This is a genomic window from Nocardiopsis valliformis DSM 45023 (assembly GCF_000340985.1).
Taxonomy (GTDB): domain Bacteria; phylum Actinomycetota; class Actinomycetes; order Streptosporangiales; family Streptosporangiaceae; genus Nocardiopsis; species Nocardiopsis exhalans.
In genome coordinates this window covers 1-26,549 of the sequence record NZ_ANAZ01000060.1, presented here as the reverse complement: position 1 = coordinate 26,549, position 26,549 = coordinate 1, and the positions used below count along the sequence as shown (strand labels likewise).

The following is a 26,549-nucleotide window of genomic DNA, read 5'->3' as shown; positions in this document are numbered from 1 at the left end:
TCACCCTGGTCAGCTGCCCGACCTGGCTTGTTAGCTACTCTACCAGGCTTTCCTCGCGGTCCGCCCCGGCAAGCGGGCCCGGGGCACAGGAACGGGGCGGGACCCGGAAGGTCCCGCCCCGTCGTACACCACGCCTTCAGCGGCGCGCGGTACTTCCTCTTGGACTACGGACTAGTCGCCCGCGGCCTCCTCGATGGCCTCGAGAGCCTCACGCAGGCGCTCGTTGGCGTCCTCGTTGGCCTCCTGTGCCTCTTCCCAGGCCTCGACAGCCTCGTTGAGGGCATCGGTGAGGTCGTTGGCGTCACTGTCGCCACCGTCGCCGTCACCCGCACCCGCCTCGGCGGTCTCCTCGTCGTCCTCGGTGCCCTCCTCGGCGTCCGGTTCGGGCAGCGGGGCCTCGTCGCCCTCGAACAGGTTGTTCAGGGCGTCCTGGAGGTTGCTGCCGATGGCGACCTCCTCACCGAAGCCGACCATGACCTGCTGGAGCAGCGGGAAGGACGCGGCTCCGCCGCCACCGGCCTGCACGTAGAGGGGCTCCACGTACAGCAGACCGCCAGCGAAGGGCAGGGTCAGCAGGTTGCCCCGGGTCACCTCGGCGTTGGACTGCTCCAGCGGGAGCAGGACCTCACGCACGTCGGCGTCCGAGTCGAACGCGTTCTGCACCTGACCGGGACCGAAGATCACCGTGCTCCGGGGCAGCTCCAGCAGCTTCAGCTGACCGTAGTCCTCGGATTCGGGGTTGCTGTCCACGGCCATGAACGCGGCCAGGTTCTCACGACCTCGCGGCACGAACGTGGTGGTCAGCGAGAAGCTGGCCTCCTCCGCGCCCGGGAAGTTGATGGTCTGGCGGTAGGGCGGCTCGGAGACGTCCCCCTCCTGGGTCGGGTCGTTGGGAACCGACCAGAAGTCCTGACCACCGTAGTAGGACGCGGCGTCCGTGACGTGGTACTCGCGCATGATCTCGCGCTGCACCTTGAACAGGTCGTCCGGGTAGCGGACGTGCTGGATGAGCTCCTCGCTCATCTCGTCCTTGTCGACGATGGTGCCCGGGAAGGCACCCTCCCAGGTCTGGAGGACGGGGTCCTCCTCGTCCCAGCCGTACAGGGTGACGCTGCCGTCGTAGGCGTCGACGGTGGCCTTCACCGAGTTGCGGATGTAGTTGACCTCGTTACCGGGCAGCGCGCCGACCTGCTGGATCGAACCGTCCGTGAAGGTGTCGGTCACCGCCTGGGTGAAGTCGATCCGGTTCGCGTACGGGTAGCCGTCAGAGGTGGTGTACCCGTCGACGATCCACAGGAGCCTTCCGTCGACGACCGCCGGGTAGGGGCGGCTGTCCATGGTCAGGAAGGGAGCGACCTTCTCGACGCGGTCCAGCGGGTCGCGCTCGTAGATGATCCGCGAGTCGCTGGTGATCGCGCTGTTGAGCAGGATGCTCGTTTCCTGGTACTTGATCGCGTACAGGATGCGGTCGAAGAAGTTGCTCAGCGCCACTCCGCCGTCACCGTCGTAACGGTTATAGGCCTGAGAGCCGCTGGTGGGCGCGTCCTCAGCGCCCTCATCGACGGCCTCGGTGTCCTCGGCCGGGGCCTCCTCCGCCCCTTCGTCGCCGTCAGCCGGCACGCGGGCGTCGTCCGCGTCCGGGCTGGCGTCGACCGCGTCCTCCAGCGTGGGAACGTCAGGCTCGTCGTTCTCGGCGTCGAGGGGGAAGTCGTACTCCTCCTCGGCCTGGACGATGACGTACTCGGCGCCTTCGCGACCGTAGTAGATCCGCGGCTCGTACTCGCCCGTGACGTCGCTGAGGTCACCGCGCGGCGGGATGTTGTACTCGGTGAAGACCGGACGGCCCTCGTTGTCGATCAGGTTGCCCGCGGCGGCGACCATGCCGAAACCGTGGGTGTAGATCAGGTGCCGGTTCAGCCAGTTGTCCTGGTCCGAGGGCGGACCGTCGAGCTCGCGGACCGCGACGATCGTGTCGATCAGGTTGCCGTCGGCGTCCGGGTAGCGGTCGACCTCCAGCACGTCCGGGAACTGGTAGAAGCCTCGGACCTGCTGCATCTGCTGGAAGGTCTGCGAGACGACCGCCGGGTCGGCCAAGCGGACGCTGGGAATGGTGTCGGCCTCGGCAGCCAACTCCTGCTGAGTGAGCTCCGTGGTGGCGTCATAGGTCTCCACCTCGGCGTCCGCGATCCCGTACGCCTCGCGCGTGCTCTCGATGTTGCGCTCGATGTACGGGCTCTCCAGGCGCTGCTCGTTCGGGTCGACCTGGAAGTTCTGGACGATCGCCGGGTAGATCCCGCCGACGACCACGCCGGACAGCACGAGCAGTCCGAGCGAGGCCACCGGGATCATCGTGTTCTTGAAGGCGATGTTGGCGAAGAACAGGACCGCGCAGATCAACGCGATGACGGTGAGGATGGTCAGGGCGGTCTTGACCGCGTTCACGTCCGTGTAGGAGGCACCGAACGTGTAACCGCGGTCGGAGAAGACCAGCCCGTAGCGGTCCAGCCAGTACGAAGCGGCGCGCAGGAGCACGAACAGGCCCAGCAGGACCGACAGGTGCACCCGGGCGGCCGGGGTGGCGCGCTGGCCGGAGTCGTTCTGCAGGCGTACGCCGCCGTACAGGTAGTGCACGATCACCGCGGCGATGAACGCCAGGATGACGGCCGCGTACAGGTAACCGAGCAGGACGCGCATGAACGGATAGGTGAACGCGAAGAACGCGATGTCCATACCGAACTCGGGGTCGGCCACCCCGAAGTCGGCACTGTTCACGAACTGCAGGTAGACCCGCCAGTCACCGCTGGCCGCGGCACCGGCCAGGAGCGCCAGGGCGCCCACGGCGATCCAGAAGAAGAGCTTGCGGTGCGGGTCGATGGACTGCCGGTAGCGGTCCAGGCCCTGCTGCTCCAGGCTCATGGGCCTGGTGGCCGGGCGGGCCCGGTAGGCGAAGAAGATGCTCGCGCCAACGATGACCGCCATGACGAGCGCGGCTACGGCGAACAGCAGCACTCGGGTCCACAGCTCGGTCAGGAAAACATTGGTGTAGCCGACGGCGTTGAACCACTTGTAGTCGGTCCAGAAGTTCGCGGCGAACATCAACCCCGCGATGATGACGACCACGGTCGCCGCGACTGGCGCGAGCAACCTTGATCGGCGAGGCATACGCGCAGGTGGTGCGCCGGGCGATCGGAAGCTCACGCCTCCCCCTCGTTCTGGCTTGGTAGATGCGGTCGGTGCGCGTAGTGCGCCCTATTACTGAAAACTTAATCGGTGGCCGCCAGGTTCCCGAAATCGCCCTCCACCCGGTGACAAGGCTGCATCGTTGGGGTATCGGAGTCGCAACCGGACGGCGCCTTGCGACCCTACTGCCGCCGAACGGGCCCGGCGGGGTTCCCACATCGGCCACCATGGAAACGTGTCGAACATTCGCGAAGCAGTCATGGACCTGGAACGCCACGCAGCCGAGCAGGGTTGGGACCGCCCCCTGGGGCTGTACGCCCTGGTCCCCACCTCGGAGCTGCTGGCCGCGGAACCCGCTCTCGCGGGCCTGCTGGGGATCGATTCCCCGGCCAGCCCCGACGAGCTGACCCCGGTGGAGCAGGAGGCGCTCTCCCCGGACGTCCCGTTGGAGGAGGCCCTGGGCCGCATCCTGTGGCCCGAGGGCGTGGCCGGGTGCGCGCTGGTCATGGAGCGCCTGGTGGTGAAGGGCTCGGACGAGACCCTGGCCGCGGGCGAGGACCCCACCGCCTCCGGCAAGGAGACCGAGGAGATCCGCATGGTCGCGGGTGTACTGCGCGACGGCTCGCGGCACTGCGCCATGCGCATGCGCAGCCACGACAGCGAGACCGAGGTCCTCAACGGCCCGGACCTGATCCCGGCACTGACCTCAGCCCTGGCCCTCACTCTCGACCTCGAAGAAGAGCTCCCCGGCAAGGAGAGCTGACCCCCTGGACACAAAGGAACCCCGGACCGCGCGGTCCGGGGTTCCTTCATGTCCTGCGTGTCCTGGCTTCTGCTCCGCTACTCCCCTTCGCAGCGGGGGAGGTCACCGCCGCCCTCGCGGATGGTCTCCAGGGCGTCGAGGGCGTCGGTGAGCGTCTCGACACGCACCACGTCCAGGTCGTCGGCGGCGGCGGACTGGTTCACCTGGGAGCAGCTGTCGGCGGCCACGAAGAAGTACTCCGCGCCGTCGCGGTGGGCGCTGACCATCTTCTGTGGGATGCCGCTGACCCCGCCGACCTGGCCGTCGGAGCTGACGGTGCCCGAACCGGCGACGCTGACACCGCCGGTGATGCTCTCCTCGCTGAGGCGGTCGATGATCCCGAGGGCGAACATCATGCCCGCACTGGGGCCGCCGATCTCGCCGACGGAGATGGAGACGTCGACGGGGAAGTCCATGTCGTCGGCGATGAGCACACCCACCGCGGCGTTGCCCCCGTCGCCCTCGACGGTGTCGAGTTCGACCTCCACCTCCTCGCCGTCGCGGTCCAGGACCAGTGCGACGGGGTCACCGGCCTCGCGGGCGCCGACCTTCTCCACCACGTAGGCGCTACCAACGAGCTCCTCGGGGTCGTCACCGGTGGTGCTGGTGGGCACCTTCTCGCCGTCGACCTCGATGATGCGGTCCCCCGCCTCCACGACACCGTCGGCGGGCATGCCCTCGACGGCCTCGGCGACCAGCGGAATCGCCTCGTAGTCGATGTTGAGCTGGTTGAGGGCGGCTGCGGTGGCATCCGTCTGTGAGCTGTTCATCTGAACGGTCTGCCGCTCCGTGACCTCTTCCTGGGAGCGCCCGGCCGGGAAGAGGAGTTCCTCGGGCAGCACCGCCTGGCTCGGCGAGAGCCACGCCGTCACCAGGGTGAAGAGGTTGAGCCGGTGGTCGGGGCCGCCCGCGTACTGCACGGTCACCATGGAGAGCGATCCGTCGTGCTCGTAGTTCTCGGCACCCTCGATACCGATGACGGGCTGGCCGTCCTGCTGCTCGCCCAGGGTGTCCAGGGTGACGCCGGGGGCGGCCACCAGGTAGGGCACGGGCAGGAAGAGACTGCCGTACCCGAGCCCGGCAAGCAGGACGAGTGCGGCGACAAGGGTCATGACACGACGAACCATGCTGACACCTTAGAGCCCCCGGCGACCCACCCGGGCTCACGGGCGGGGGCCGGTCAGGGCGATCCGACCCACTCCGTGTCGCCGTCCTCGAAGGACTGGTTCTTCCAGATGGGCACCTGGGCCTTGAGGTCGTCGATGAGCTTGCGGCAGGCGGCGAAGGCCTCCTCGCGGTGCTCGGCGGAGGCCGCGACGACCACGGCGATATCCCCGATCTCCAGGTCGCCGACACGGTGCGTGGCGGCCATCCGCACGACCGGCCGCCCGGGGACGGAGGTGTCGCTCAGCACCTTCTCCATGACGACGCGCAGCTGCGCCTCCACGGACGGATGGGCCGAGTAGGACAGCGCCGAGACGTCCCGGCCGTGGTCGTGGTCGCGCACGGTGCCGATGAAGACGGCGGTCCCGCCGGCTCTGGGATCGGTCACCGCCGCGAGGACCTCGTCCACCGACAGGGGCGTGTCGCGTACGGCCGCGAGAGTGATCTGTTCCACGTGGGAACCGTATCAAGGCGCCCCGTGCACGACACTTCCGCACGTGAACCCCACCTGTGCGATCATCCAAAAATTCTGATGTTCGCGCAGTTCAGAGCCTCACAGACCTTGCAAATCGTGCCCTCGGCCGCTCAGCTCTTCCCGCGCTTGCGCAGGTGCCGGATGGCGGCCGCGGTACCGATGGCGGCAGCCGCGGCACCGGCGGCACCGGCGGCGGTGATAGTGACCTCCTTGCGGCCCAGGCTGCGCCCGGCGATCGCGTGCTTTCCGGTCTTGGACTCCAGCAGGGCGATCAGCGCCGACTCGTTGTCGTGGCCGGGCTTCCAGCCCGCGTCGCGCAGGGCCGAGCAGTCCACCACGCACGGGTAGACCAGGAACTTGATCTCACCGGCGGCGGCCGGGGTGATGCGGGCCTGGTGCAGGCGGCGCACGGCGCCGAAGGCGAGGTTCGCGGGCACCTCGAAGTGCTTCATCCCCGCGATCTCCTCCACCTCCCCCTGGGACAGGAAACCCTCGCTGGCCACGGCGACCACACCGTCCGTGCCGGTGACCCCGTGCAGGGCACAGAAGGCCAGGGCGGAGGCGAGGTCGTCCTCGTGGCAGAACTGCCAGCGCTGTTCGTGGCCCTTGACGGTGAGCAGCCGCGGCGCGGAGAAGTGCCGGCTCAGCAGCGTGTCCAGTTCCGGCCCCACGAGCGGGGCGGGCCGCACCACGGTGACGCTCAGCCCGGGATGGGCCCGGCGGGCGCGCTCGGCCAGCTCCTCCACCTCGGCGAAGTCACCCATGAGGCCCTCGCTGTTGTCCGAGACGCGGGTGGCGTTCTCCGGCAGCGGGACCGGATTATCGGGGGCGGCGCCGTAGACCATCGTGCTGGTGACGAGGATGACCCGCGGGACCCCTGAGGCCGCCGCGGCGGTCAGGACCGTCTGGGCCGCCCGGATGTTGTGCGCCCGGCGTTCGGAGGGCTTGCTGTCCAGGGACCGGTCGTCCGCGGTGTGCACGAGGACGTCGATCCCGCCCAGGCGGGAGACCAGTCCCGGGTCGCTGACGTCAGCGATCCGCCAGGTGACTCCGCGCAGGTCAGCGAACTCATCGTCGATCGCGACGACCTCGCGGGCAGCCACGGAACCTTCTGGCGTGGCCAGGCGTTGCACGAGGAGTCGGCCCACTCCGGAGGCGGCACCGGTGACCGCCACCACCATGCCCGCCGGATCCGGGGGGCTGTGCTCTGGGCGAACCTGGCTGCTTTCGGTATTCACTCCGGGCGACTCCCAGCTAACGTGACAGTGGAGACCAAACCTAATCCTGCCTGAGGTCTGATTGTGAGCGACCTGCCTTTCGGTTTCAGCATGCCGAACGATCCCGACGACGAGTCCGGACGCCGTTCTGGCGACTCCGGCTCGGGTGCCGGCAGCGGCCGCCCGGGCGGGGGGGACTCCGGAATGCCGGACGGTTTCCCGTTCGGCGATCCGCAACAGATGGCCAACATGCTCCGCCAGTTCGCGGACATGATGTCGTCCCAGCCCGCCCCCGGCGCGTCCGGGGCCGGCCAGACGTCCTCGACGTCCGGCATCAACTGGGACATGGCCAAGAACATCGCGCGGCACGCGGTGTCCCAGAAGGGGGACCCGAGTGTGCCGCCCGCCGACTACGCACGGATCGAGGAGGCGCTGCGCCTCGCCGACCTGTGGCTCGACCAGGCTACCGACCTGCCTTCGGGACTCCAGACCGCCCAGGCCTGGAGCCGGTCGGAGTGGATCGAGAAGACGATGGACTCGTGGGCGCAGCTGTGCGACCCGCTGACCGCCAAGACCGTCCAGGCCATGGGGCAGAACCTGCCCGAGGAGATGGCTTCCATGGCCGGTCCGCTGCTGGGCATGATCCAGCAGATGGGCGGCATGATGGTCGGCCAGCAGGCCGGTCAGGCCATCGGCGAGCTCGCCCAGGAAGTGATCGGTACCACCGACATCGGCCTGACGCTCGCCGGTGAGGGCAACGCCGCACTGCTGCCCTCGGGGGTGGCCCGCTTCAGTGAGGGCCTGGAGATCCCCGACGACGAGGTGCGGCTGTACCTGGCCGCCCGCGAGGCCGCCGTGCACCGCCTGTACTCGCACGTGCCGTGGCTGCGTTCGCACGTCTCGCGGCTGGTCGAGGAGTACGCGGCCGGGATGTCCTTCGACGTCAGCGGCCTGGAGGACAAGCTCGGCGAGATCGATCTCACCAACCCCGAGGCTCTCCAGGAGGCGATGTCCGGCGGTATGGGCCCCGAGGGCCTGCTCCAGCCGGAGGACACCCCGCAGCAGAAGGCCGCGCTGGCCCGCCTGGAGACCACCCTCGCCCTGATCGAGGGCTGGGTGGCGACCGTGGTGGCCAAGGCGGTCTCCGAACGGCTGCCGCAGTCCGGCGCCCTGGCCGAGACCACCCGTCGCCGCCGCGCCACCGGCGGTCCCGCCGAACACACCTTCGCCGCCCTGGTCGGCTTGGAGCTGCGCCCCCGCCGTCTGCGCGAGGCCGGAGCCCTGTGGTCCGCGCTGGAGGAAGCCCGGGGTGTGGAGGGCCGGGACGCCGTCTGGCAGCACCCGGACCTGATGCCCACCGGCGATGACCTCGACGACCCGGACGGTTTCGTGCACGGGCGGAGCGAGTTCGAGGGCGCGGACTTCGACATCTCGTCGCTGACCGAACCCGACGGCTCGGAGAAGCCCAAGCCCGGCGAGACCAAGGGCCCGTCCGACGAAGGCAAGGACGAGGACAAGAAGGACGGCGAGTAGGTGACACTGCACGCGGACGCCCGGGCGGTGCTGGGCGCGTGGACCGCGCCCGACGCCGGGCAGGAGGAACTCCGCCGTTCCTACCTGGACCACCTCGACGCCCACCCGGACGCCATGTGGCGCACGTGCCTGCCCGGGCACCTGACCGCGAGCTCGGCGATCATCTCCGCCGACGGTTCCAAGGTGGCCCTCGTTCTGCACCGCATCCACAAGATGTGGCTGCAGACCGGCGGCCACTGCGAGACCGAGGACACCACCCTGGCCGGCGCCGCGCTGCGCGAGGCCACCGAGGAGTCGGGGATCCGGGGGCTGACCCTGCTGCCTGAACCGGTACGGCTGGACCGCCACGCGGTGCCGTGCGGCGGCGGCAGCTTCCACCTGGACGTGCAGTACGCGGCTCTGGCCCCGTCCGACGCGGTGCTGGTCGTGGACCCCCAGGAGTCCTCGGGACTCGACTGGTTCCCGGTGGACGATCTGCCCGAACCCAGCGACGACGTCGTGCGCGACCTGGTGGCCACCGCCGCCCGGGCGGTCCGCGCCGACGGAGCCGCCCGGAGCGACCCCAGGCCCGCGTAGTGTCCCTGATCACCGTGGCGGGCATGCTCGGCGGTCTGGCCGTGTTCCTGCTCGCCCGCAGAGGCCAGAAGACCGCCGAGCGCCTGCTCGCCGACCAGCGCGCGGGCCTCATCGGCCCGCGCGAGGTCGCCCGGGCCAAGGTCCAGCAGAAGGAACGCTCCCTGCGCCTGGGCAAGGGCATCTGCGCCTTCCTCGGCCTGCTGCTCCTCGCGGTCCTGGGCCGCGCCGCGGTCACGGGCGAGTGGGGCGGGACCACCCTCTACTACGCGGTCCTCGTCGTCGTGCTGTTGCTGGTCAGCGCCTTCACCCTGAGAAGGGTCGCCGCCGACGTCACCGAGGCCAAGAGCAAACTCGACCAGCCCGGCCACTGATTCTTCGCAGACGTACCCGCTCGCGCACACAACGAGTTCCGGTGGTGGATGTCCTGTCCGAGCACGAGTCCCACGACGAGACCGACTACCTGCTCCGCAGCCCGGAGAACGCACGGCGACTGCGAGAAGCAGTCAGGCAGGTGGAATCCGGAACCGGGACAGAACAGAACCTGACCGGGTGGACGGCTACTCTTCGAGGGCTACTTCGTCGGCTTCGAGTTCTTCCTCGGAGCCGGAGTGGTCGCATTCGGATCGGCTTCCGGCGCTGAAGCCCTCCAGGTAGCCGCGGGCGCGGTCGGCCTTGGGGTAGTGGCGGACCAGGTCCCAGAAGTCCCGGCCGTGGTGCGGGATCTGCAAGTGGGCGAGTTCGTGGACCAGGACGTAGTCCACCACCCAGGCGGGCATCCCGGCGACGCGGCGGGAGATGCGGATCGTGCGGGTGTCCGGGGTGCACGAGCCCCAGCGGGAGTTCTGGTTGTCGACCCAGCGGACGCTGTCCGGCAGGTGGGTACCGCCCAGGTAGCGTTCGGCCAATTCCACCGCGCGCTCGTGGAGCTCGCGGTCACCGGGGCGTCTGCGGCCCTCGCGCGCCTCGAGTTTTTGCAGCATCTGGTCCACCCAGCGCTTTTCCTCTGCGCGGGAGAACGTCGCGGGCACGAGGACGACCGTGGTGTCCCCGTCCCTGTAGGCCGACACGGTGCGGCGGCGACGAGGACTGCGTCGTACCTCGATTTTGGTGTTCGAGGGCACGAACTTTACGGTAGCCGAGCGAAGCTCTCACGAACAGGTGTGCGTTGTCCCGATATGTCATCTGTCTAGCGAGGTGTCCGAGGAGTGCCCTCAGGACGGGAAACTCCCCTGTGTAGCGGATTCAGCTCTGACCAGGGCGGTTTTTGCCTGGTGAGAGGGGCCATATCGGGGCCTGATTCGACCCCTTCCCGCGTTTTTGGTTACACAAACGAGACCGGACGGCGATCCCCCCATCGGGAGGAGACCGCCGTCCGGCCTCGAGTGTTCACCCAGCACACGCCTTTTGGCGCTCAGCCCCGGTCAACACAGCCGTGACCACGCGATTTCCATGATCGCCTGCTCCGCACGGCGCTCCTCGCGCTGGCGGGCTCGGAGCTGTCGGGCGCCGAGCCGTCTGATCTGACGCTCGCGCGGCTCCTCGTCGGAGCGTTCCACCATCTGCATGAGTTCCTGCATCATCGTTCTTCGAGTCCTTGGGTTCGTGGGTTCTTCGGGGGGCGTCAGGTTGTTCCGGGCCGTCAGGCCGCGACCGGGGCCGGGTTCTTGCGGGGACGGCCACGCGGGCGCTTGCGCGCCACGACCTGACCGGAGACGAGCAGCTGCCCGCCCCAGACGCCCCACGGCTCGCGCCGCTCGAGCGCGTCCGCCAGGCACTGCTCCCTGATCGGGCAGGCCCCACAGATTGCCTTGGCCTCCTCGACCTCCGCGGGGGACTCCGCGAAGAACAGGTCCGGCTCCATACGGCAGGGGATTTCGGCCTCGCCCAGCTGAGGCGTTTCCAGGACCGACGCAAGCATCGGTGCCCTCCAAGATCTTTGATCGTTCGTACAACGCGGTCGGTGTTCAGTCACCGGATCAGGCCCGGTGAGGGACCTGGACTTGCGATGCCGCCGCCTTCTCCCTCGTCCCTGGGGGACGGAGAGCCTGCGGAGATACAAAGAAAGCCGCGGCCCCTGTGTCGGGGTCCGCGGCCACGGTCGAAAATCTCGGCCTGTGTAGCTCTAGGCCGGAATCTTCCGTGGACACTCCCCCGATGCGCCATAGCGGCGCGGGGTTTCGTGCGATGCCTCGTTGACGCCACCGGTGAACTTGCCGCGATCAAGGGCAAGCTCGGACTCGTGACGCAGTCCGCCGATCACACCAGCGGTGGACACACCGGTCCCCTGGGACACGAAGCCGGCTCCGATGAGCCGGACCATGCCGAGGGCAAAGGTGCCGCCTTCGGTGTTCGGGCGACTGCCGATGGTGGTGATGCCGCTCAGGTCGGCACCCGGGACGACACGGGTCGGGAACAGCTGCCAAGCAGCGGCAGCGTCAGACGCGAAACCGTGGTTCCTTGGCTTCAACGAGTTCATCTGGTTCATCTCCGTCGTGTTCATTTGATCGGGCACCTCCTTCAAAGTCGGGCACAGGATCTTGCACCTGCACCGAGAGCGGTCACTTCGACGAGGTACACACTACGGGGCGGCCACGAAAATCGGCAACCTATTTTTGACCTGCGAAAACGTCCGCATCCGGCCAAAACTTTCCGGGAATGGCGAAGGGCCCGGCAGTGTTCGCCATCCCACTGCCGGGCCCTCCCCGAACGCTGCTCGTGTCTTGCCTGGTGAGACCCCCGGCGGACTCCTAGGCCCAGCCCTCGGCGTCCACCACGCGGATCATGCCCTCCTGCACCACGGAGCAGACGAGCTGTCCGTCACGCGTGTAGACCAGACCGCGGGCCAGTCCCCGGGCACCCTGGGCGGTCGGGGACTCCTGCGCGTAGAGCAGCCACTCGTCGGCGCGGAACGGGCGGTGGAACCACATGGCGTGGTCCAGGCTGGCCATCGCGATGCCCGCGAAGGACCGGCCGTGCCGAAGCAGCACCGTGTCCAGCAGGGTCATGTCCGAGGCGTAGGTCATCAGACACACCTGGGTGAGGCGGTCGTCGGGCAGCTTGCCGTCCACCTTGAACCACACCGGGTTGGTGGAGGTGCGCAGGTCGGGATCGCGTTCGGCCTCGAACGACATCGCGCCCACCGGACGCATCTCGATCGGGTGCCACTGGACGAAGTTCGGCACCTTCCCGAACGCCTCGCGCAGCCGCTGGCGCGTGCTGAGCAGGTCCTCGGGCGGCGGTACGTCCGGCATCGGGGTCTGGTGGTCCAGCCCCGGCTCCTCCTTGTGGAAGGAGGCCGACAGGGTGAAGATCGCCTTGCCGTGCTGGATCGCCACGACCCGGCGGGTGGTAAACGAACGCCCGTCACGGACCCGGTCGACCTCGTAGACGATCGGCACCGTGGGGTCGCCCGGCCGTATGAAGTAGGCGTGCAGGGAGTGCACGTACCGGTCCGTGGGCACGGTCCGGCCCGCGGCGACGAGCGCCTGCCCCGCCACCAGGCCGCCGAAGACCCGCTGGGGCCCTTCCGCCGGACTGATCCCGCGGAAGATGTTGACCTCGATCTGTTCCAGGTCCAGCACCTTCAGCAGGTCGGACAGGGACTGCCCGCTACGCTCGGCGTCGTGTTCACTCATCCTCGTCCTCTCCGTCACCGGCGTCTGTCTCACCGGCGGCCGCCTCCGCGGGGTCCCGCCCCGCGACCAGCGCGAGTACCGCCTCACCGTAACGGTCCAGCTTCGCCGGGCCCACCCCGGACACGGCCGTGAGCTGGGAGACGCTGGAGGGCTCCTGCTCGGCGATGGCCTGAAGGGTGGCGTCGGTGAAGATCACGTAGGCGGGCATCTTCGCCTCCTGGGCGGTCTGCCTGCGCCAGTCGCGCAGCCGATCCAGCAGGGCTTCGTCGTAGTTCGACGGGCAGTCCAGGCAGCGCCCCAGCTTGCGCTCGGTCGTGTCGGAGAGCACGTCCGAGCAGACCCGGCAGCGCACGACCCCGCCCTTGCGTCGGTCGCGGCGGTTGGCGGTGGAGGGCGAGGCGGGGCGCAGCCCGTCCAGGAAGCGCGAGGGCTTGCGGGTTTTCCTTCCCCCCGGTGACCTCGCCAGGGACCAGGACATCGCGAGGCTGGCCCGGGCGCGGGTGACCCCCACGTAGAAGAGCCTGCGCTCCTCCTCAACCTGCTCGTCAGTCTCGGCGTAGATGATCGGCATCATGCCCTCGGTGAGGCCGACCAGGAACACCGCGTCCCACTCCAGACCCTTGGCGGAGTGCAGGGAGGCGAGGGTCACCCCCTCGAACCCGGGCGCGTGCTCGGTGGCCATGCGCGTCTCGAGCTCGTCGACGAAGGCGGCCATGGTGGCCTGGCCGCCGTCCGGGCCGGGCTTGGCCGCCATGTCCTCGGCGAGCTGGGCCAGAGCCGACAGCGACTCCCAGCGCTCCCGGGCCTGGCGGCCCTCGGGGGCGGTGTCGGTCAGCCCCATCTGGGAGAGCAGGCTCCGCACGGTCGCGACCAGGGGTTCGGCCGTCTCCCCTGCCGCGCCGTGCCGGGCCCCGCGCAGGGTGTGCACGGCCTGCTTGATCTCGGGACGTTCGAAGAAACGGGTGGTGCCGCGCACCGTGAAGGGGACGCCCTCGTCGGCCAGGGCCTGCTCATAGGCGGCCGACTGCGAGTTGGTGCGCAGCAGCACCGCGATCTCGCTCGCGGGGGTGCCGTCCTCCAGCAGCACGCTGATCTTGCGCGCGACGCCGGTGGCCTCCCCCGGTTCGTCGTCGTACTCCTGGTAGAGCGGGTCCGGCCCGTCCGGGCGCTGCGCCTGGAGGGTGAGGTGGTTGGCGGAGGTGGTGCCCTTGGCCTGCGCGATGACGTGGTTGGCCACTCGCACCACCTGCGGGGTGGAACGGTAGTCGCGGACCAGCCGGACCACCGTGGCGTGCGGGTAGCGGTTGGCGAACCCGGTCAGGTAGCCCGGGGTAGCCCCGGCGAAGGAGTAGATGGTCTGGCTGGGGTCGCCGACCACGCACAGGTCGTCGCGGTCGCCGAGCCAGGCGTCCAGGAGGAGTTTCTGCAGCGGGTTGACGTCCTGGAACTCGTCCACGACGAAGTACCGGTACTGGTCGCGGACCCGTTGGGCCACGGCCGGGTACTCGTTGATCATCCCGGCGGTGAGCTCCAGCATGGACTCGAAGTCGAGGAGGTTGTGCTCGCTGCGCAGCTCCTCGTAGGCCTCGAAGACCCGGGCGACCTCGCCGGTGGTCATCGGCGTCTGGCGGCCCGCCTTGGCCACGGCCTTGTCGTAGTCGCTGGGGCGCACCTGGGTGACCTTGGCCCACTCGATCTCGCTGGCGAGGTCGCGCAGCCCGAGCCGGTCCGGTTGCAGCCCCACCGCGTTGGCGGCGCGGGCCACCACCGAGAGCTTGCTGTCGATGAGAGTGGGTTTCTCTCCACCGACCACTTGTGGCCAGAAGAAGCCCAACTGGCGCAGCGCGGCCGCGTGGAAGGTGCGGGCCTGCACCCGGGGGGCGCCGAGGGAACGCAGTCGGCCGCGCATCTCCCCGGCCGCGCGGGCGGTGAAGGTGACCGCGAGGATCTGCTGTTCGGAGACGACCCCGCTGGCCACGGCGTGCGCGATCCGGTGCGTGATGGCCCTGGTCTTCCCCGTTCCGGCACCGGCCAGAATGCACACGGGGCCGCGTAGGGCGCGCGCCGCCTCGGTCTGTTCCGGGTCCAGTCCCTCCAGGACGCGGTCGGGGTCCATGGTGCTCCTGCATCTGGTCGGGGCGGGTGCGATCGGTGCTTCGGCTGCGATCGGCCAGACGGCCGAAAGCGGCCAAGTCGACCACAACGGTCTGGAACGGCCCTGGACGGTCGTGCCACTCTGGGACTCTTGTCAGGCCGTGGGCGCACAGTCTCTCAAGTATCGGTCTTTACCGGGAGCGGATGCGCCAGGCTGTGGACAAGCATGGACACACGAGGTGCGCGAGCTGGGCGAACGAGCTGAGCGAGACATTCCAGAACCAGTCGCCCCTGTGAGGCGTCCCACGTTGTGTCGCACGGTCATGGGAAGCGGTGAGGCCCCCTTGGTGTTGAGAGTGGGGAACCGACCCCCCACCATGACCGTCGACTTGAAAGACGTGAGCGAGATGACGAGTACGGGCACCGAAGTCTTCACGATGTACAGCACCCCCTGGTGCGGGTACTGCAGACGCCTCAAGAGCCAGCTCTCCCGTGAGGGGATCGCGATTCGCGAGGTGAACATCGAGGAGAACCCGGAGGCCGCGGAGTACGTGATGAAGGTGAACGGCGGGAACCAGACGGTCCCCACGGTGGTCTTCAGCGACGACACGGCGATGACCAACCCGTCGCTCGCTCAGGTGAAGAAGAAGTTGGCCGAGCTGTCCTAGGACGGACGAACGGCGCGGACCGCACACGGTTGCGGTCCGCGCGGCGGGTCCCCTCCCCCCAAGGGGGCGGACACCCCCGAGTTCCGACCGGCGGCGCGGCCGACACCGTAGCTCGGACGATGACGGGGAGTGTTGAGTTGGGGGACGACGTGAGGTCTCATGACATAGCGGTCACCGACACGGTGGACGTCGAAGTGGTGCACCGCACACCGAACGGGTGGCGTGTGGGCACCGACCAGAACGGGCACGAGACGCCGGACCTGGTCAGTGCGATGGTCCTGGCGGACCTGCTCACCGCCGAGGCGGGGACCGGCAGACCCCGCACCCAGGCTCCGGGCCGCGCCCCGGAGGGGGCTTCGGAAGTGGAGCGGCTGCGGCATACGATCACGCAGCTGGAACACGCGCTGCACTCGAGAGTCGTGGTGGAGCAGGCCATCGGGGTGCTCGCGGAACGGCACACGATGCCGCCCCGCGAGGCGTTCGAGAGACTTCGTTCCTCGGCCAGGTCCCGGGGGCGCAAGGTCGCCGAACTCGCCCAGGACGTGGTGGAGAGCAGCACCAGCCCCTTGACCGTCCTCCCGGACGAGCTGACCACGGGATAGGACCGGGGGGCTGGCCGATTCCGGCCGGCGGCAGGGCCGGTGCGCACCGCGGGACGTCCGGTTCGGGGGGGGGGACGGACGACCCGCGGTTCGGGTGCGCCCGGGGCCCACGTGCCCCGGGCGGTGACGGCTCCGGGTTCGGGCTACCAGCCGCCGGGGAGCTCCGCGCCGTACCAGTGCTCGATCAGGGTGCGGGCGATGGAGAGTCGGCCCGGTAGGACGACCTCCTCGGAGTGCACGGCCTCGGCCAGCTCAGCTCGGGTGAACCAGCGGGTCTCGGCGATCTCGTCGTCGGTCTGCTCGGTCTCACCCACCGCACGGGCGGTGTAACCCATCATGAGGCTGCGCGGGAACGGCCAGGGCTGCGAGGACAGGTAGCGGGGATCCTCGACGACCACGCCCGCCTCCTCCGCCACCTCGCGGATCACCGCCTGTTCCAGGGACTCCCCCGCGTCCACGAACCCGGCCAGCACAGAGAAGCGGTGCGCGTCCCAGTCGGGGTTGTTGCCGAGCAGGCACTCCTCCTGACCGTCGCGCTCGCGGTGCACCAGCATGATCACCGCCGGGTCCATCCGGGGGAACTGTTCGGTGCCCTCCTCCTCGCAGACCCGCACGTGACCGGCCCTCTCGATCCGGGTGCGGGCACCGCAGCGCGGACAGAAGCCGTGGCTGGCGTTCCAGTTCGCGAGAGCGACCGCCCGGGTGAACAGGCCGGTGTCGTGGTCGTTGAGGACCGCGCCGACCTCTCGCAGGGAGGCGGGCTCGGCGACGGGGTTGGGCTCCAGGTCCTGGCGCGAGCGGACCGCGAAGTAGGCGCGCTCGCCGTCGCTGCCCAGCAGGTACCGCTCGCCCGCGGGGGCGTGGTGGGGGTCGACCAGGACGAGCTCGCGGGTCTGACCGGTGGTGACCAGCGCGCGGGACTGCTTGGCCATGAGCGCCTTCCAGCCGTAGCTGCCGGGTTCACCGCCCTCCAGGACCAGGACCCTGGTGTTCGGGTCCGCCCAGGCCGCGGCCAGCCAGTCGTCGTCACCGCGCAAGTGCCCGGCGGGGTTGACGGTGGAGCGGGCGAGCAGGGGTGTGGCTTCGGATTCCATGCGACCTTCCGGTTCTGTTGTTCTCCTCAAGGTCTAACGCCTCCGAGGGCCCGGCGCACTCCCGTTCCCGGAACCGGTGCGGCCGCCGGGAGCACACGGCGGCCGCGGTCGACAAGCAGCGGATGGCAGGTGTCAGGGCTCAGGCGTCCCTGACGGCGCCCAGTTCCTCCCACAGGTAGGCCGCGCTCTCGGCGCCCTTGAGCAGCAGCGGCATCTCCACCTTCTCGTTGGGGGCGTGGATGCGGTCCTCATTGAGTCCCACCGCCACGAACACCAGCGGGGCTTCGAGGATGTCGGCGATGTCGGCCTCGGGGCCGCTGCCGCCCTCACGGGTGAACAGGACCTCCTTGCCGAAGGCGCGGCCCATGGCGGAGCGGGCGGCCTTCAGGGCGGTGGAGGACAGATCGGAGGCGCAGGCGCGCACGCCCGGGCCGCCGAACTCCAGCTCGGCGGTGATGCCGTCCGGGGTGTTGGCCTCCACGTACTCGCGGACCCGGTCCTGGATCTCCAGGGGCTCCTGGCCGGGCACGAGGCGGAAGCTGATCTTGGCGTGTGCGGAGCGCGGCACGATGGTCTTGCCGCCCGCGCCGGTGTGCCCGCCCCACATGCCGTTGATCTCGGCGGTGGGCCGCAGCCAGACACGCTCCAGGGTGCTGTACCCCTTCTCCCCGCGCGCGGCGGTGGAGGCGGCGGTGGCCAGCCACTCCTTCTCGTCGAAGGGCAGCCGCGCGATGAGCTCGCGCTCCTGCGCGCTGGCCTCGACGACCCCGTCGTAGAAACCGGGGATCGCGACGCGGTTATCGGCGTCGTGCAAGCCGGAGAGCAGGTCGCTCATGATCTTGAGCGGGTTGGGCACCGCACCGCCGAAGGAACCGCTGTGCAGGTCGCGCTCGGGGCCGAAGAGGTTGATCTCCACGTCGGTGACGCCGCGCATGCCCACGCACATGGAGGGGGTGTCGGGCGCCCACATGGTGGTGTCGGAGATGACGGCGACGTCGCAGGCCAGGCGCTCGCGGTTGGCCTTCATCAGCTCGGCGAAGTGAACGGACCCGGACTCCTCCTCACCCTCCACCAGCAGCTTGACGGTGACCGGCGGGGCGTCCGCGCCGGAGGCGGCCAGGGCGGCCCGCACGCCCAGAGCGTGGAAGAGGACCTGGCCCTTGTCGTCGGAGGACCCGCGCGCGTAGAGGGAAGTGCCGCGCTCGGTGGGGACGAAGGGCTCGGTCTCCCACTCCTCCAGCGGGTCCACCGGCTGCACGTCGTGGTGGCCGTAGACCAGCACCGTGGGCGCTGCGGGGTCGGCGGCGCGCCACTCGGCGAACACGGCGGGCAGCCCAGGGGTCTCCCAGACCTCGACCGTGGGGAAGCCGGTCTCGGTGAGGTGGTCCGCCAGCCAGCGGGCCGAGCGGCGCACGTCGTCGTGGCGCTCGGGGTCGGCGGAGATCGAGGGGATCGCCAGCCATTCCTTGAGCGAGGCGAGGAACTCGTTCCCGTGGGCCTCGATGTAGGCACGCGCGTCCATCAGCCGTCCTTGTCCTAGACATCCTTGTCAGGATCGACCTTAGAACCTGGACGAACAGGACGTGACGCCAGAGGTGTCGCAGCGGGCGGGGTAGGGACAGCACTACCGAAAAACCGGGGAGTACTCCCCATGCCCCCGATCCGGCCCGTCCCTAGGGTTGTCCGCGTGATGAGTCAGGAGAACTACCCCCAACCGCGGACGCCCTTGGCGGCTTTACGCGGGCGACGCTTCCTCAGAACACGCCGGCCGCTGCGCAGCCTCGGCGCGGTTGCGGGTGCCGTGCTGGTCGGCGCCGCCGCGCACCTCCTGATCGGCCCGATACTCGTACCGGTGATCGTGCTCGGTGAGATCTTCGTGGAGGCCCGGCAGGGCATCAACGAGGCCGAACTGTGGATCGTGTTCCTGTTGCCGTCCCTGACCCTGGGTATGCTCCTGCTGCTCGGGCCGCTGGTGGCGCTGCCGGTCGGGGCGGTGGAGCGGTGGCGGCTGCGGCTGGTGCACCCGCCGATCCGATCCGGGCACCGCACGCCGCACGGCGGTTGGTGGCGGTGGCTGCGCACCCGCTACGGCGAGGCCGCGACCTGGCGCGAGTTCGCCTACCTGCTGCTGCTGTGCTTCGTCATCGCCCCCGTCAGCGCTCTCGTACTGATCGGCTTCGCGGGATACGGCCTGACACTGCTGGCCTCTCCCCTGCTGATCGCCGGCGGTGAACAGCTCGCGTTCAACCAGTTCGAGGTGAACACCGTCGGGGCGGCGTTCGCCCTCGTTCCGGTCGGCGCCGCGCTCCTGGCGGTCGCGCCGTACGCGGCCGCGGTCACGGCACACCTGAACGCCGTCCTGGGCAGGATCCTGCTCGGCGGGGAGCCGTCCGAGGCCCTGCGGACCGAACTCGTCGAGGTCAAGCGGTCCCGTGCCCGGCTGGTCGACTCCTTCGAGGCCGAGCGGCGCCGTATCGAACGGGACCTGCACGACGACACCCAGCAGCGCTTGGTGACGCTGGCGATGAAGCTCGGCCTCGCGCGGATGGACTCCCCCGCCGGTTTCGAGGTGGAGCGGAGCCTCGCCGACGCACAGGAGCAGGTCAAGGAGATCATCAGCTCGATGCGGGAGATCATCCAGGGCATCCACCCGCCGCTGCTCACGGACGAGGGCCTGGTGTCGGCGCTGCCGGAACTGGCCGAGCGCTGCGCGTTTCCCGTGGACCTGACGGTGGACCTCCCAGAACGGCCGCCCGCCCACGTGGAGGGGGTCGTGTACTTCGCCGCCGCCGAGGCGCTCGGCAACGTGGCCAAGCACACCGAAGCGCGCCGTACCGCCGTGACGGTCGAACGCGCCGGGGAGGACGTGGTGCTCGAAGTGACCGACGACGGTCGGGGCGGCGCGGATCCCGAGCGGGGTACCGGGCTGACCGGGCTCGCCGACCGGGTCGCCGTGCTCGGTGGTAGAACCCTGTTGTCGAGTCCGGTCGGCGGGCCGACCCGGATCCGAGTGGAGGTTCCATGCACCGGCGCTCCCCCCTCCGCGTCGTCCTAGCCGAGGACGGGGTCCTTTTCCGCGAAGGCCTGCGAAGCCTGCTGGAGCGCTTCGACATCGTGACCGTCGCGGCGGTGAGCGATGCCGAGACCCTGGTGGAGGCCGTGGCCGAGCACGGACCAGACCTGGTCATCACCGACGTGCGGATGCCGCCCGGCTTCGGAAACGAGGGACTGCGCGCGGCGGTGGAACTGCGCACGCGGCACCCCGCGCTGCCGATCGTCGTGCTCAGCCACTTCGTGGAGACCCGGTACGTGGACAAGCTGCTCGACTCCAACGAGGGGCGGGCCGTCGGGTATCTCCTCAAGGAGCGCGTGGCCGAGGTCGAGAACTTCGTGGCCTCGCTGCGCCAGGTCGCCGAGGGCGGCGCGGTCATCGACCCGAGCGTGATCCGGCGGCTGGTCCAGCGGCGGGACCCGCTGGACGAGCTCACCCGGCGGGAGCGGGAGGTGCTGATCCTCATGGCCGAGGGACACTCCAACGCCCGGATCGCCCGCGAACTGACGGTGAGCGAGGCGGCGGTCGGCAAGCACACCGCGAACATCATGGCCAAGCTCGGCCTCGCCCACGGGGACGCGGACATCAACCGCCGGGTGAAGGCGGTCCTGACGTTCCTGCGCGGTTAGGTGGTTTCCTGCGCGACGAGCAGGTCGGGCAGGGCGACCACGGAATCGAGGACGTGGGTGGCCCCGGCGGCCTTCAGAGCAGCAGCGTCGTGGGCGCCGGTGAGGACACCCGCGACAGTCCCCGCTCCGGCGTTGCGGCCGGTGCGCACGTCCGAGGCGGTGTCACCGGCGACGGCGACGGCCGCGACCGAGGAGACCCGGGCGCGCAGGGCCGCGGCCAGGACCATGTCCGGGTGGGGGCGGCCGCGCCCGCCGACATCGGCGGGGCAGAGGGTGAAGTCGACCAGCCCCTCCCAACCCAGGGCGGCGAGGATGCGGTCCTGGGTGTCGCGGGCGAAACCTGTGGTCAGGGCGATGGTGCGACCCTGGTCACGGAGGCCGTGCAGGGCGTCCTCCGCGCCGGGCAACGGGGCGCAGTGACCCTCGTCGACCAGGTGCGCGTAGGCGGCTTCGAAGGCGGCGTTCGCCTGCTGTGCGCGCTCCTCGTCGTGGTCGGTGAGGTGGCGGAAGACGGTGATCTTGGATTCGCCCATGGTGACGCGCACGTAGTCGAGCTGGGCCGGGGTGAAGTCGGGCAGGGCGGCCTGGAAGGCACGCTCGACCAGCCCGCCGTCGGCGACGGTGGTCCCGGCCATGTCGAGCACGATGAGTTCGGTGGTCACGGAGTTTGCGGGGTTCCTGGGGTTCTCGGAGGCGGCGGGGTTCACGGTCATGGTCACCAGTCCAGTTCGTCTGCGGTGGTCTCGGCGATGGCGGGGGAACAGGTCATACCGCGTCCGCCGGGGCCGGTGACCAGCCAGGCGGAGTCGGCGACGGGGGCGCGGTGCACGACGTTCGCGGTGTCCGCGCACTGGGCGTAAACCCCGGCCCAGCGGCGGCGGACCGACGGCAGCGGGCGGCCGAGGAGGCGTTCGGCCACCCCGGCGAGGTGCTCGTAGGGGTCCTCGACGGTGTCGAAGGAGAAGGGGTGCTCGTACTCGTGGGTGTCGCCGATGGTGAGGGAGCCGTCGGCGCGCTGGACCATGAGCAGCTGCATGGCGTGCTCGCTGGCGGTATGCGGCTGGGGCTGTCCGGCGTTGAGGGCGTCCAGCTCGGGGCCCTGGTAGGCCGGGTAGTAGCGGAAGCTGTCGGCGTCGGCGACGGAGGTGGTCAGGGCTTCGCCCAGGGGCCCGGTCTGCATCATCTGCAGGCGGACCCGGCGCACCGGCAGGTCGGGAATGAGTTCGCGGACCAGACCGCCGAGCCAGGCTCCGGTGCAGAGCACGACCTGATCGCCCTGGTGGGTCTGGCCGTGGTCGTCGCGGACGGCTCCGGGCGCGGGCAGGTCGCGGACCTCGCGGCCGGTGAGCAGGGTGTAACGGCCGCTGCGGGCGAGCTCGGCCTGGAGGGCGTTCTGGGCGACGCGGGGTTCGACCTGGGCGTCCCGGCGGCACCACAGGGCACCGAGGAGGTCGCCGCGCAGAGCCGGGTTGACCTCGCGGACGCGCTTGGGTTCGAGGAGTCGAAGGTCACGCAGCTGGGCGTCGGGGCCTTGGACGGCGGCCTTCGCGACAGCCAGCTCGGCCTCGGTGGTCAGGGCGGTGAGCGAACCGGAAGGGCGGAAGCCCAGGTCGGGGACGCGCTCGGCGATCCCCTCCCAGAGCTCGCGGGCGCGCAGCGCGGTCTGGAGTTCGGGGCCGGAGGAGCGGCCGCTGACCCAGACCAGGCCGAAGTTGCGTACCGAGGCGCCCCGCGCGGCGGCCTCGCGTTCGATCTGGACGACCTCGTGCCCTCGGGAAACGGCCTGCCAGGCGTGCATGGTGCCGAGTACCCCGGCGCCGACGATGATCACTCTCATGTCTTCGAGCCTGGTGGGGCCGGGTGGAGCGACCGGTTCCCGGGAGGGAAGCTCGGGTGAACCGCCCCCGAACTTTGGACCAGACACGTTATTTATGCGTTACCAAGAGGCGCGCCTGTCTCCCGAATCAGTCGTCGGCGGTGAGGCGTGTGGTGAAGCTGAATCGGTCCCCCCGGTACAGGGAGCGCACGCGTTCGAGCGGGCGGCCCCGGGCATCCCGGGACAGGCGGTGGATGAGCAGCATGGGCAGCGCGGGCGGGGTGCCGATGAGGAGGGCCTCGCGCGGGGTGGCCAGAACCGTCTCCAAGCGCTCGTCAGCGCTGGCGAAACCGTCGCCCACCTGCTCCCGCAGGTAGGCGTAGAAGCTGGAGTCGGGATCGAAGTCGGTGTCCAACCGGGGCGCGCGCTCCACTGCCACGTAGGTGGACTCCAACCCCACGCGTTCGTCGTCGGCCCACAGCACCCGCTCCATGTGCCAGACCGGTTCGCCCTCGGCCAGGTCCAGCTCGGCCGCAAGGCCCGCCGGGCACGGCCAACTGCGCAGTTCGACCAGGGTACGACCCGGGGACCGACCCTGGCGGCGCACCCCCTCGGTGTAGCTGGCGAGGGAGAGGGGCTGTTCGAGCTTGGGGCCGGCCACGACCGTCCCCCGCCCCCGGCGGCGCAGGCGGCCCTCCAGGAGCAGGTCCCGGAGCGCTTGGCGGACGGTCTCCCGGGCCGCGCCGAAGCGTTCGGCCAGCTCGCGCTCGGTGGGCAGGGCATGCCCTTCGGGCAGGCCGTCCACCAGCCCGGTGAGCTGTATGCGCACCGCGTAGTACTTGGGCACACGCCCGTGCTCGGGCACGCCCGCGCGTACGGGCGCCCCGCCGTCCTGAGGTATTCCGGTCACCGACACGCGCGCCATTGTCCCCCACACGCATGAACGCCCGGCCCGCACGCACAGCGCCACCGGGCACCGAGAGCCCGGCCGTCCAGCCGTCACCCCGGTTCGATCTGGTTCGATCTGGTTCGATCTGGTTCCACCCGATTCGGGCCACCCGGAAGACCAGATCCCTCAGGGAACCGGGTCACCTGGGGTTTTGAAAGGGAACCTTTTGCGGGACCTGGGACTCTGAAGTCTGGGGGCGGGAAAGGCCCGCCCCGATCCCAGGAGGACCGCGTGAGCACCAACCCCCAGATCGCCGCCAGGTTCGGCGACCTCTTCGACGCCTTGGACACTGACGGCGACAAGACGGTGACCTGGGCTGACTACCAGCGCCTCGTGGACCGCTACCTGTCCGGCTACGGCCTGGCCGCGTCCGAGCCCAGGGCCCAGGCCGTCCGGGAGGCGTACGAGTCCCTATGGCAGAAGCTGGCCCAGGCCTCGCAGGACGAGCCGTTGGACCGGGACCGGTTCGTGGCGGCCATGCACTCGGCTTCGGAGGACAGGAGCCGCTCGAACGCGGCCGAGGCCGTGGCGGAGGCCGTGTTCGACCTCTTGGACGAGGCCAGGGACGGCCGAATCAGCCAGGAGGAGTTCCTGGTGTACACGAACGCCCTGGGCGCCCGTGAGGAGGACGCGCGCAAGCGGTTCTCGCACGTGGACACCGACGGTGACGGCTACATCAGCCGCGAGGAGTTCGTGCTCTCCGCCCGCCAGTTCCTGTTCGGCGACGACCTCGACTCCCCCGGCGGCTTCGTCTTCGGCGTGGTCTGAGCAATCTGACCGGTAACGGGCGGCGGCGCACGGGAACCGCCGCCGCCCGGCGACGCCCCACCCGGATGGCCTCGCGGGGCCTGTGAACGGAAGGCCCGTGACACAGGAGGTTCCTTCGCGGACACCGAGTGAACAAATAAGACATAAAGCCACAAAAACATCTCAGCTCCTCGGTCTTCGGAACCCGCACACCATGGCTCGCGTCCATCCTTGCGGCAACAGTCCACAAACCTAGGAGCCCGCAATGCAGCAGTTCAGACGCCATGGAATCATCGCCGGGTTGGCACTGGGAGCGCTTCCCCTCCTACTGGCGACCGGCTGCTCCTTCGACTTCAGCGTCGGGGACCTTGAGGCCGTCGACACTGCCGACGCCGTCGATACAGTCGAGACCGTCGATGCCGCGGAGGTCGCCGAGAAATCGAGCGCGATGCTGGCCGAACAGTTCGGCGAGACCCCCGACGACTTCACCTGCTCCGAGGACCTGCCCGCGGAGGTGGGCGCCGAGATCCGCTGCGAACTCACCAACGGCGGCGAGAGCGGCGGCGTAACCGTCACGACGACCGAGGTCGACGGTTCCGATGTCAAGTGGGACATCAAGGTCGACGACGCCCCGACTGGCGACGCCGCCGAAACCCAGGACGGCTCCTCCGCCGTGGCGAACAACGGCCAGGTCTCCAACGTGGAGATCATCAACCAGTCGACTCCGGTTCTGGAAGCCGCCGGCTACTCGCCCGACAACTTCGTCTGCAGTGACACCCACATCCTCGCGCAGGTGGGCGCTGAGCTTGGTTGCCAGTTCCTGGAGAACGGCGTCAACCACCCCATCACTGTCACGGTGACCTCCGTCGAAGGCAGCGACGTCAAGTGGGACATCCACTTCGACGAGTAGTCCCGCCGCCCCAGGGCCCTACGGGGCCGCCCTCACCCCCGCGGCGGCTCCCTCCCTTTACCGGACCGGCACCCGCCGTCAGAAGCGGCAGGACCACAAACAGGTAGAGAAACGTCTTCCCGCAGAACCAGAGAGCCGCTTGCGGAGTCTGACTGAGGCGCGTACTACCCCCACAAATCCCCCATGCCTCAGGAGGCCACAATGCTTCAGGTCAAAAGCGAACGAATCATCGCCAGCGCGGCACTGGGCGTTCTGTCCATCCTTCTGGCCACCGGCTGCTCGGCATCCATCTCGGCCAGCAGGGTCGCCGAAGAGTCCAGCACGATGCTGACCTCGGAGCTCGGCCAGGAACCGGACGATTTCACCTGCGATGAAAGACTCCCTGCGGAGGTGGGCGCCGAGATCCGCTGCGTGATCGAGATCGATGGCGAGACCATCGACGCCACAGTCACGGTCACCGAGGTCGACGGCAACGAGGTCCAGTGGGAAATCCGGACCGAAGCACCCTAGTAACCCAGCAGGAACGTCCGAAGCCCGGTCATGGCCACATCCAGCCACGACCGGGCTTCGTCATGACGAAAGACTGCGAGGCTCAGCGGAAGGGACGGCGAATCTGGTCGCGGGCCCACAGGTGAGCGAGGAGGTTGTCCCAGTCACCCGCCTCGGATGACTGCGGTGATTGATGAGGCAGCACTGCATCGCCTCATTGGTGGCCCCGAGGTGATGAAAGAGCAGCTGGAGCACCTCGGCCACCTCGCTGTTCGACACAACATTGATGTCCAGGTGTTGCCCTATACGGCTGGCGAGCACCTGGGGATGGAGGGAGCGTTCACCATCCTGGAGTTCCCCGAACCCCGGGACACCCCCATCGTTTACGTGGGGACGGCAACCACCGGCTTGGTTCTAGAAAGCCCCGAAGAGCTTGACGCGTATAACGTTGCCTTCAGCAACGTCCAGGGGGTGGCACTGTCTACCTCCCTGTCCGCCAAGTTCATCGACGATGCCGTCACAGCACTGGAGAAGCAGACATGAGTCACCGGCTTGAGTTCAGTAAGAGCAGCTACAGCGGCCGGGACCAGGACTGCGTCGAGGTCGGCTCGCTCCCCTGCGGTGCGGCGCTCCGGGACTCGAAGCACCCCGACGCCGGTCATCTGCCCTTCCCCAAGAGCGAGTGGGCGTCCTTCCTCACCACCGCTCTCAAGTAACGCCCCAAGAACCCTCCAACAAACCAAAGCCCGGTCGTGAACCACCTTCAGGTCGCTGCCGGGCTCCCTACGTTCGTTCCCCCGTTTCCCGCCGCCCGATGGTGGCCGTCTCCGCTGCGCGCGTCAAGGTAGTCGCGTCGAGGGCTTCGCCCGGAGGGCGCTCCACCTTGACCCGCTTCGCTACGACGGCGGTGGGCGGCT

Annotated in this window: 26 protein-coding genes and 2 pseudogenes; 13 read left to right on the top strand and 15 right to left on the bottom strand. The window is 69.4% G+C overall.

The window, feature by feature from the left end; genetic code table 11:
* Window positions 1-171 precede the first annotated feature (171 nt).
* Window positions 172-3,162, bottom strand: a complete 2,991-nt coding sequence (locus D457_RS0130960; protein ID WP_275041026.1) for a UPF0182 family protein — start codon at window positions 3,160-3,162, stop codon at window positions 172-174.
* Between the two features lie 253 nt (window positions 3,163-3,415).
* Between D457_RS0130960 and D457_RS0130955 the strand changes: the two genes are divergently transcribed.
* The gene (locus D457_RS0130955; protein WP_239646266.1) at window positions 3,416-3,943 is read left to right on the top strand and encodes a PPA1309 family protein; all 528 of its coding nucleotides are present in this window, start codon (window positions 3,416-3,418) and stop codon (window positions 3,941-3,943) included.
* Between the two features lie 77 nt (window positions 3,944-4,020).
* Here the strand turns inward: D457_RS0130955 and D457_RS0130950 are convergent, their stop codons facing one another.
* The 3 genes from D457_RS0130950 to D457_RS0130940 form a co-directional block, all read right to left on the bottom strand.
* Window positions 4,021-5,094 carry a YlbL family protein gene (locus D457_RS0130950; RefSeq protein WP_017584544.1) on the bottom strand — a complete coding sequence of 358 codons (1,074 nt, stop codon included), beginning with the start codon at window positions 5,092-5,094 and terminating at the stop codon, window positions 4,021-4,023.
* A gap of 68 nt (window positions 5,095-5,162) precedes the next feature.
* Window positions 5,163-5,600: a molybdenum cofactor biosynthesis protein MoaE gene (locus D457_RS0130945; RefSeq protein WP_017584543.1), complete on the bottom strand. Its 438-nt coding sequence runs from the start codon at window positions 5,598-5,600 to the stop codon at window positions 5,163-5,165.
* 131 nt (window positions 5,601-5,731) lie between these two features.
* The gene (locus D457_RS0130940; RefSeq protein WP_026117199.1) at window positions 5,732-6,799 is read right to left on the bottom strand and encodes an NAD-dependent epimerase/dehydratase family protein; all 1,068 of its coding nucleotides are present in this window, start codon (window positions 6,797-6,799) and stop codon (window positions 5,732-5,734) included.
* 123 nt (window positions 6,800-6,922) lie between these two features.
* Here D457_RS0130940 and D457_RS0130935 point away from each other — a divergent pair, with 123 nt between their 5' ends.
* From D457_RS0130935 to D457_RS0130925, 3 genes are read left to right on the top strand one after another with little or no spacing between them, the layout of a single operon-like run.
* On the top strand, window positions 6,923-8,371 hold the full coding sequence (locus tag D457_RS0130935) for a zinc-dependent metalloprotease (RefSeq protein WP_017584541.1): 1,449 nt from the start codon (window positions 6,923-6,925) through the stop codon (window positions 8,369-8,371).
* Window positions 8,372-8,947, top strand: a complete 576-nt coding sequence (locus tag D457_RS0130930) for an NUDIX hydrolase (RefSeq protein ID WP_017584540.1) — start codon at window positions 8,372-8,374, stop codon at window positions 8,945-8,947. It begins immediately after the preceding gene.
* Window positions 8,947-9,318, top strand: coding sequence for a hypothetical protein (locus D457_RS0130925; RefSeq protein WP_017584539.1), 372 nt, complete (start codon window positions 8,947-8,949; stop codon window positions 9,316-9,318). Before D457_RS0130930 ends, D457_RS0130925 begins: the two co-directional genes overlap by 1 nt.
* A 186-nt stretch (window positions 9,319-9,504) precedes the next feature.
* Here D457_RS0130925 and D457_RS0130920 read toward each other — a convergent pair whose 3' ends face one another.
* From D457_RS0130920 to D457_RS0130895, 6 genes are all read right to left on the bottom strand, one after another.
* The gene (locus D457_RS0130920; RefSeq protein WP_026117198.1) at window positions 9,505-10,068 is read right to left on the bottom strand and encodes a M48 metallopeptidase family protein; all 564 of its coding nucleotides are present in this window, start codon (window positions 10,066-10,068) and stop codon (window positions 9,505-9,507) included.
* Between the two features lie 300 nt (window positions 10,069-10,368).
* Entirely contained in the window at window positions 10,369-10,527 is a 159-nt protein-coding gene (locus D457_RS36590) for a hypothetical protein (RefSeq protein WP_017584537.1), read from the bottom strand.
* Window positions 10,528-10,586: 59 nt separating this feature from the next.
* A complete protein-coding gene (locus tag D457_RS0130910) occupies window positions 10,587-10,865 on the bottom strand; it encodes a WhiB family transcriptional regulator (protein WP_017584536.1) in 279 nt (92 codons plus the stop codon).
* A gap of 204 nt (window positions 10,866-11,069) precedes the next feature.
* Complete coding sequence (locus D457_RS0130905; protein WP_017584535.1) at window positions 11,070-11,447, bottom strand: hypothetical protein; 378 nt, start codon at window positions 11,445-11,447, stop codon at window positions 11,070-11,072.
* Between the two features lie 247 nt (window positions 11,448-11,694).
* Window positions 11,695-12,582 carry an acyl-CoA thioesterase II gene (tesB, locus tag D457_RS0130900; RefSeq protein WP_017584534.1) on the bottom strand — a complete coding sequence of 296 codons (888 nt, stop codon included), beginning with the start codon at window positions 12,580-12,582 and terminating at the stop codon, window positions 11,695-11,697.
* On the bottom strand, window positions 12,575-14,698 hold the full coding sequence (locus D457_RS0130895; RefSeq protein ID WP_017584533.1) for an ATP-dependent DNA helicase UvrD2: 2,124 nt from the start codon (window positions 14,696-14,698) through the stop codon (window positions 12,575-12,577). The genes tesB and D457_RS0130895 overlap by 8 nt, the downstream gene beginning before the upstream one ends.
* 355 nt (window positions 14,699-15,053) lie before the next feature.
* On the opposite strand from D457_RS0130895, the gene D457_RS0130890 reads away from it, so the two are divergent.
* Window positions 15,054-15,344, top strand: coding sequence for a mycoredoxin (locus D457_RS0130890; RefSeq protein ID WP_017584532.1), 291 nt, complete (start codon window positions 15,054-15,056; stop codon window positions 15,342-15,344).
* Window positions 15,345-15,463: 119 nt separating this feature from the next.
* Window positions 15,464-15,946, top strand: coding sequence for an ANTAR domain-containing response regulator (locus D457_RS0130885; RefSeq protein ID WP_083926913.1), 483 nt, complete (start codon window positions 15,464-15,466; stop codon window positions 15,944-15,946).
* Between the two features lie 143 nt (window positions 15,947-16,089).
* On the opposite strand, the gene nudC is transcribed toward D457_RS0130885, so the two are convergent.
* Together nudC and D457_RS0130875 are read right to left on the bottom strand one after the other, a co-directional pair.
* Window positions 16,090-17,040 carry an NAD(+) diphosphatase gene (gene nudC, locus D457_RS0130880; RefSeq protein ID WP_017584530.1) on the bottom strand — a complete coding sequence of 317 codons (951 nt, stop codon included), beginning with the start codon at window positions 17,038-17,040 and terminating at the stop codon, window positions 16,090-16,092.
* Between the two features lie 139 nt (window positions 17,041-17,179).
* On the bottom strand, window positions 17,180-18,562 hold the full coding sequence (locus D457_RS0130875) for a dipeptidase (RefSeq protein ID WP_017584529.1): 1,383 nt from the start codon (window positions 18,560-18,562) through the stop codon (window positions 17,180-17,182).
* 168 nt (window positions 18,563-18,730) lie between these two features.
* Here D457_RS0130875 and D457_RS0130870 point away from each other — a divergent pair, with 168 nt between their 5' ends.
* Together D457_RS0130870 and D457_RS0130865 are read left to right on the top strand one after the other, a co-directional pair.
* Window positions 18,731-20,095: a sensor histidine kinase gene (locus D457_RS0130870; protein ID WP_039832085.1), complete on the top strand. Its 1,365-nt coding sequence runs from the start codon at window positions 18,731-18,733 to the stop codon at window positions 20,093-20,095.
* Window positions 20,062-20,721 (top strand): response regulator, encoded by a 660-nt coding sequence (locus D457_RS0130865; protein ID WP_017584527.1) that lies wholly within the window; start codon window positions 20,062-20,064, stop codon window positions 20,719-20,721. The genes D457_RS0130870 and D457_RS0130865 overlap by 34 nt, the downstream gene beginning before the upstream one ends.
* Here D457_RS0130865 and D457_RS0130860 read toward each other — a convergent pair.
* From D457_RS0130860 to D457_RS0130850, 3 genes are all read right to left on the bottom strand, one after another.
* Window positions 20,718-21,434 carry a phosphonatase-like hydrolase gene (locus tag D457_RS0130860; RefSeq protein WP_051073086.1) on the bottom strand — a complete coding sequence of 239 codons (717 nt, stop codon included), beginning with the start codon at window positions 21,432-21,434 and terminating at the stop codon, window positions 20,718-20,720. The two genes, D457_RS0130865 and D457_RS0130860, sit on opposite strands and share 4 nt — an antisense overlap.
* Window positions 21,435-21,436: 2 nt before the next feature.
* A complete protein-coding gene (locus tag D457_RS0130855) occupies window positions 21,437-22,552 on the bottom strand; it encodes a TIGR03364 family FAD-dependent oxidoreductase (RefSeq protein WP_017584525.1) in 1,116 nt (371 codons plus the stop codon).
* A 133-nt stretch (window positions 22,553-22,685) separates the two neighbouring features.
* The gene (locus D457_RS0130850; protein ID WP_026117195.1) at window positions 22,686-23,462 is read right to left on the bottom strand and encodes a GntR family transcriptional regulator; all 777 of its coding nucleotides are present in this window, start codon (window positions 23,460-23,462) and stop codon (window positions 22,686-22,688) included.
* 255 nt (window positions 23,463-23,717) lie between these two features.
* Here D457_RS0130850 and D457_RS0130845 point away from each other — a divergent pair, with 255 nt between their 5' ends.
* From D457_RS0130845 to D457_RS35230, 5 genes and pseudogenes are all read left to right on the top strand, one after another.
* Entirely contained in the window at window positions 23,718-24,254 is a 537-nt protein-coding gene (locus D457_RS0130845; RefSeq protein WP_017584523.1) for an EF-hand domain-containing protein, read from the top strand.
* A 244-nt stretch (window positions 24,255-24,498) separates the two neighbouring features.
* Window positions 24,499-25,143 (top strand): DUF4333 domain-containing protein, encoded by a 645-nt coding sequence (locus tag D457_RS0130840; protein ID WP_017584522.1) that lies wholly within the window; start codon window positions 24,499-24,501, stop codon window positions 25,141-25,143.
* A 201-nt stretch (window positions 25,144-25,344) separates the two neighbouring features.
* Window positions 25,345-25,653 carry a DUF4333 domain-containing protein gene (locus D457_RS33850; protein ID WP_017584521.1) on the top strand — a complete coding sequence of 103 codons (309 nt, stop codon included), beginning with the start codon at window positions 25,345-25,347 and terminating at the stop codon, window positions 25,651-25,653.
* Window positions 25,654-25,806: 153 nt separating this feature from the next.
* A pseudogene (locus D457_RS33845) lies at window positions 25,807-26,175 on the top strand (DUF5753 domain-containing protein); the annotation flags it as partial.
* 14 nt (window positions 26,176-26,189) lie between these two features.
* Window positions 26,190-26,348, top strand: a pseudogene (locus D457_RS35230) (DUF397 domain-containing protein); the annotation flags it as partial.
* Window positions 26,349-26,549: the final 201 nt, after the last annotated feature.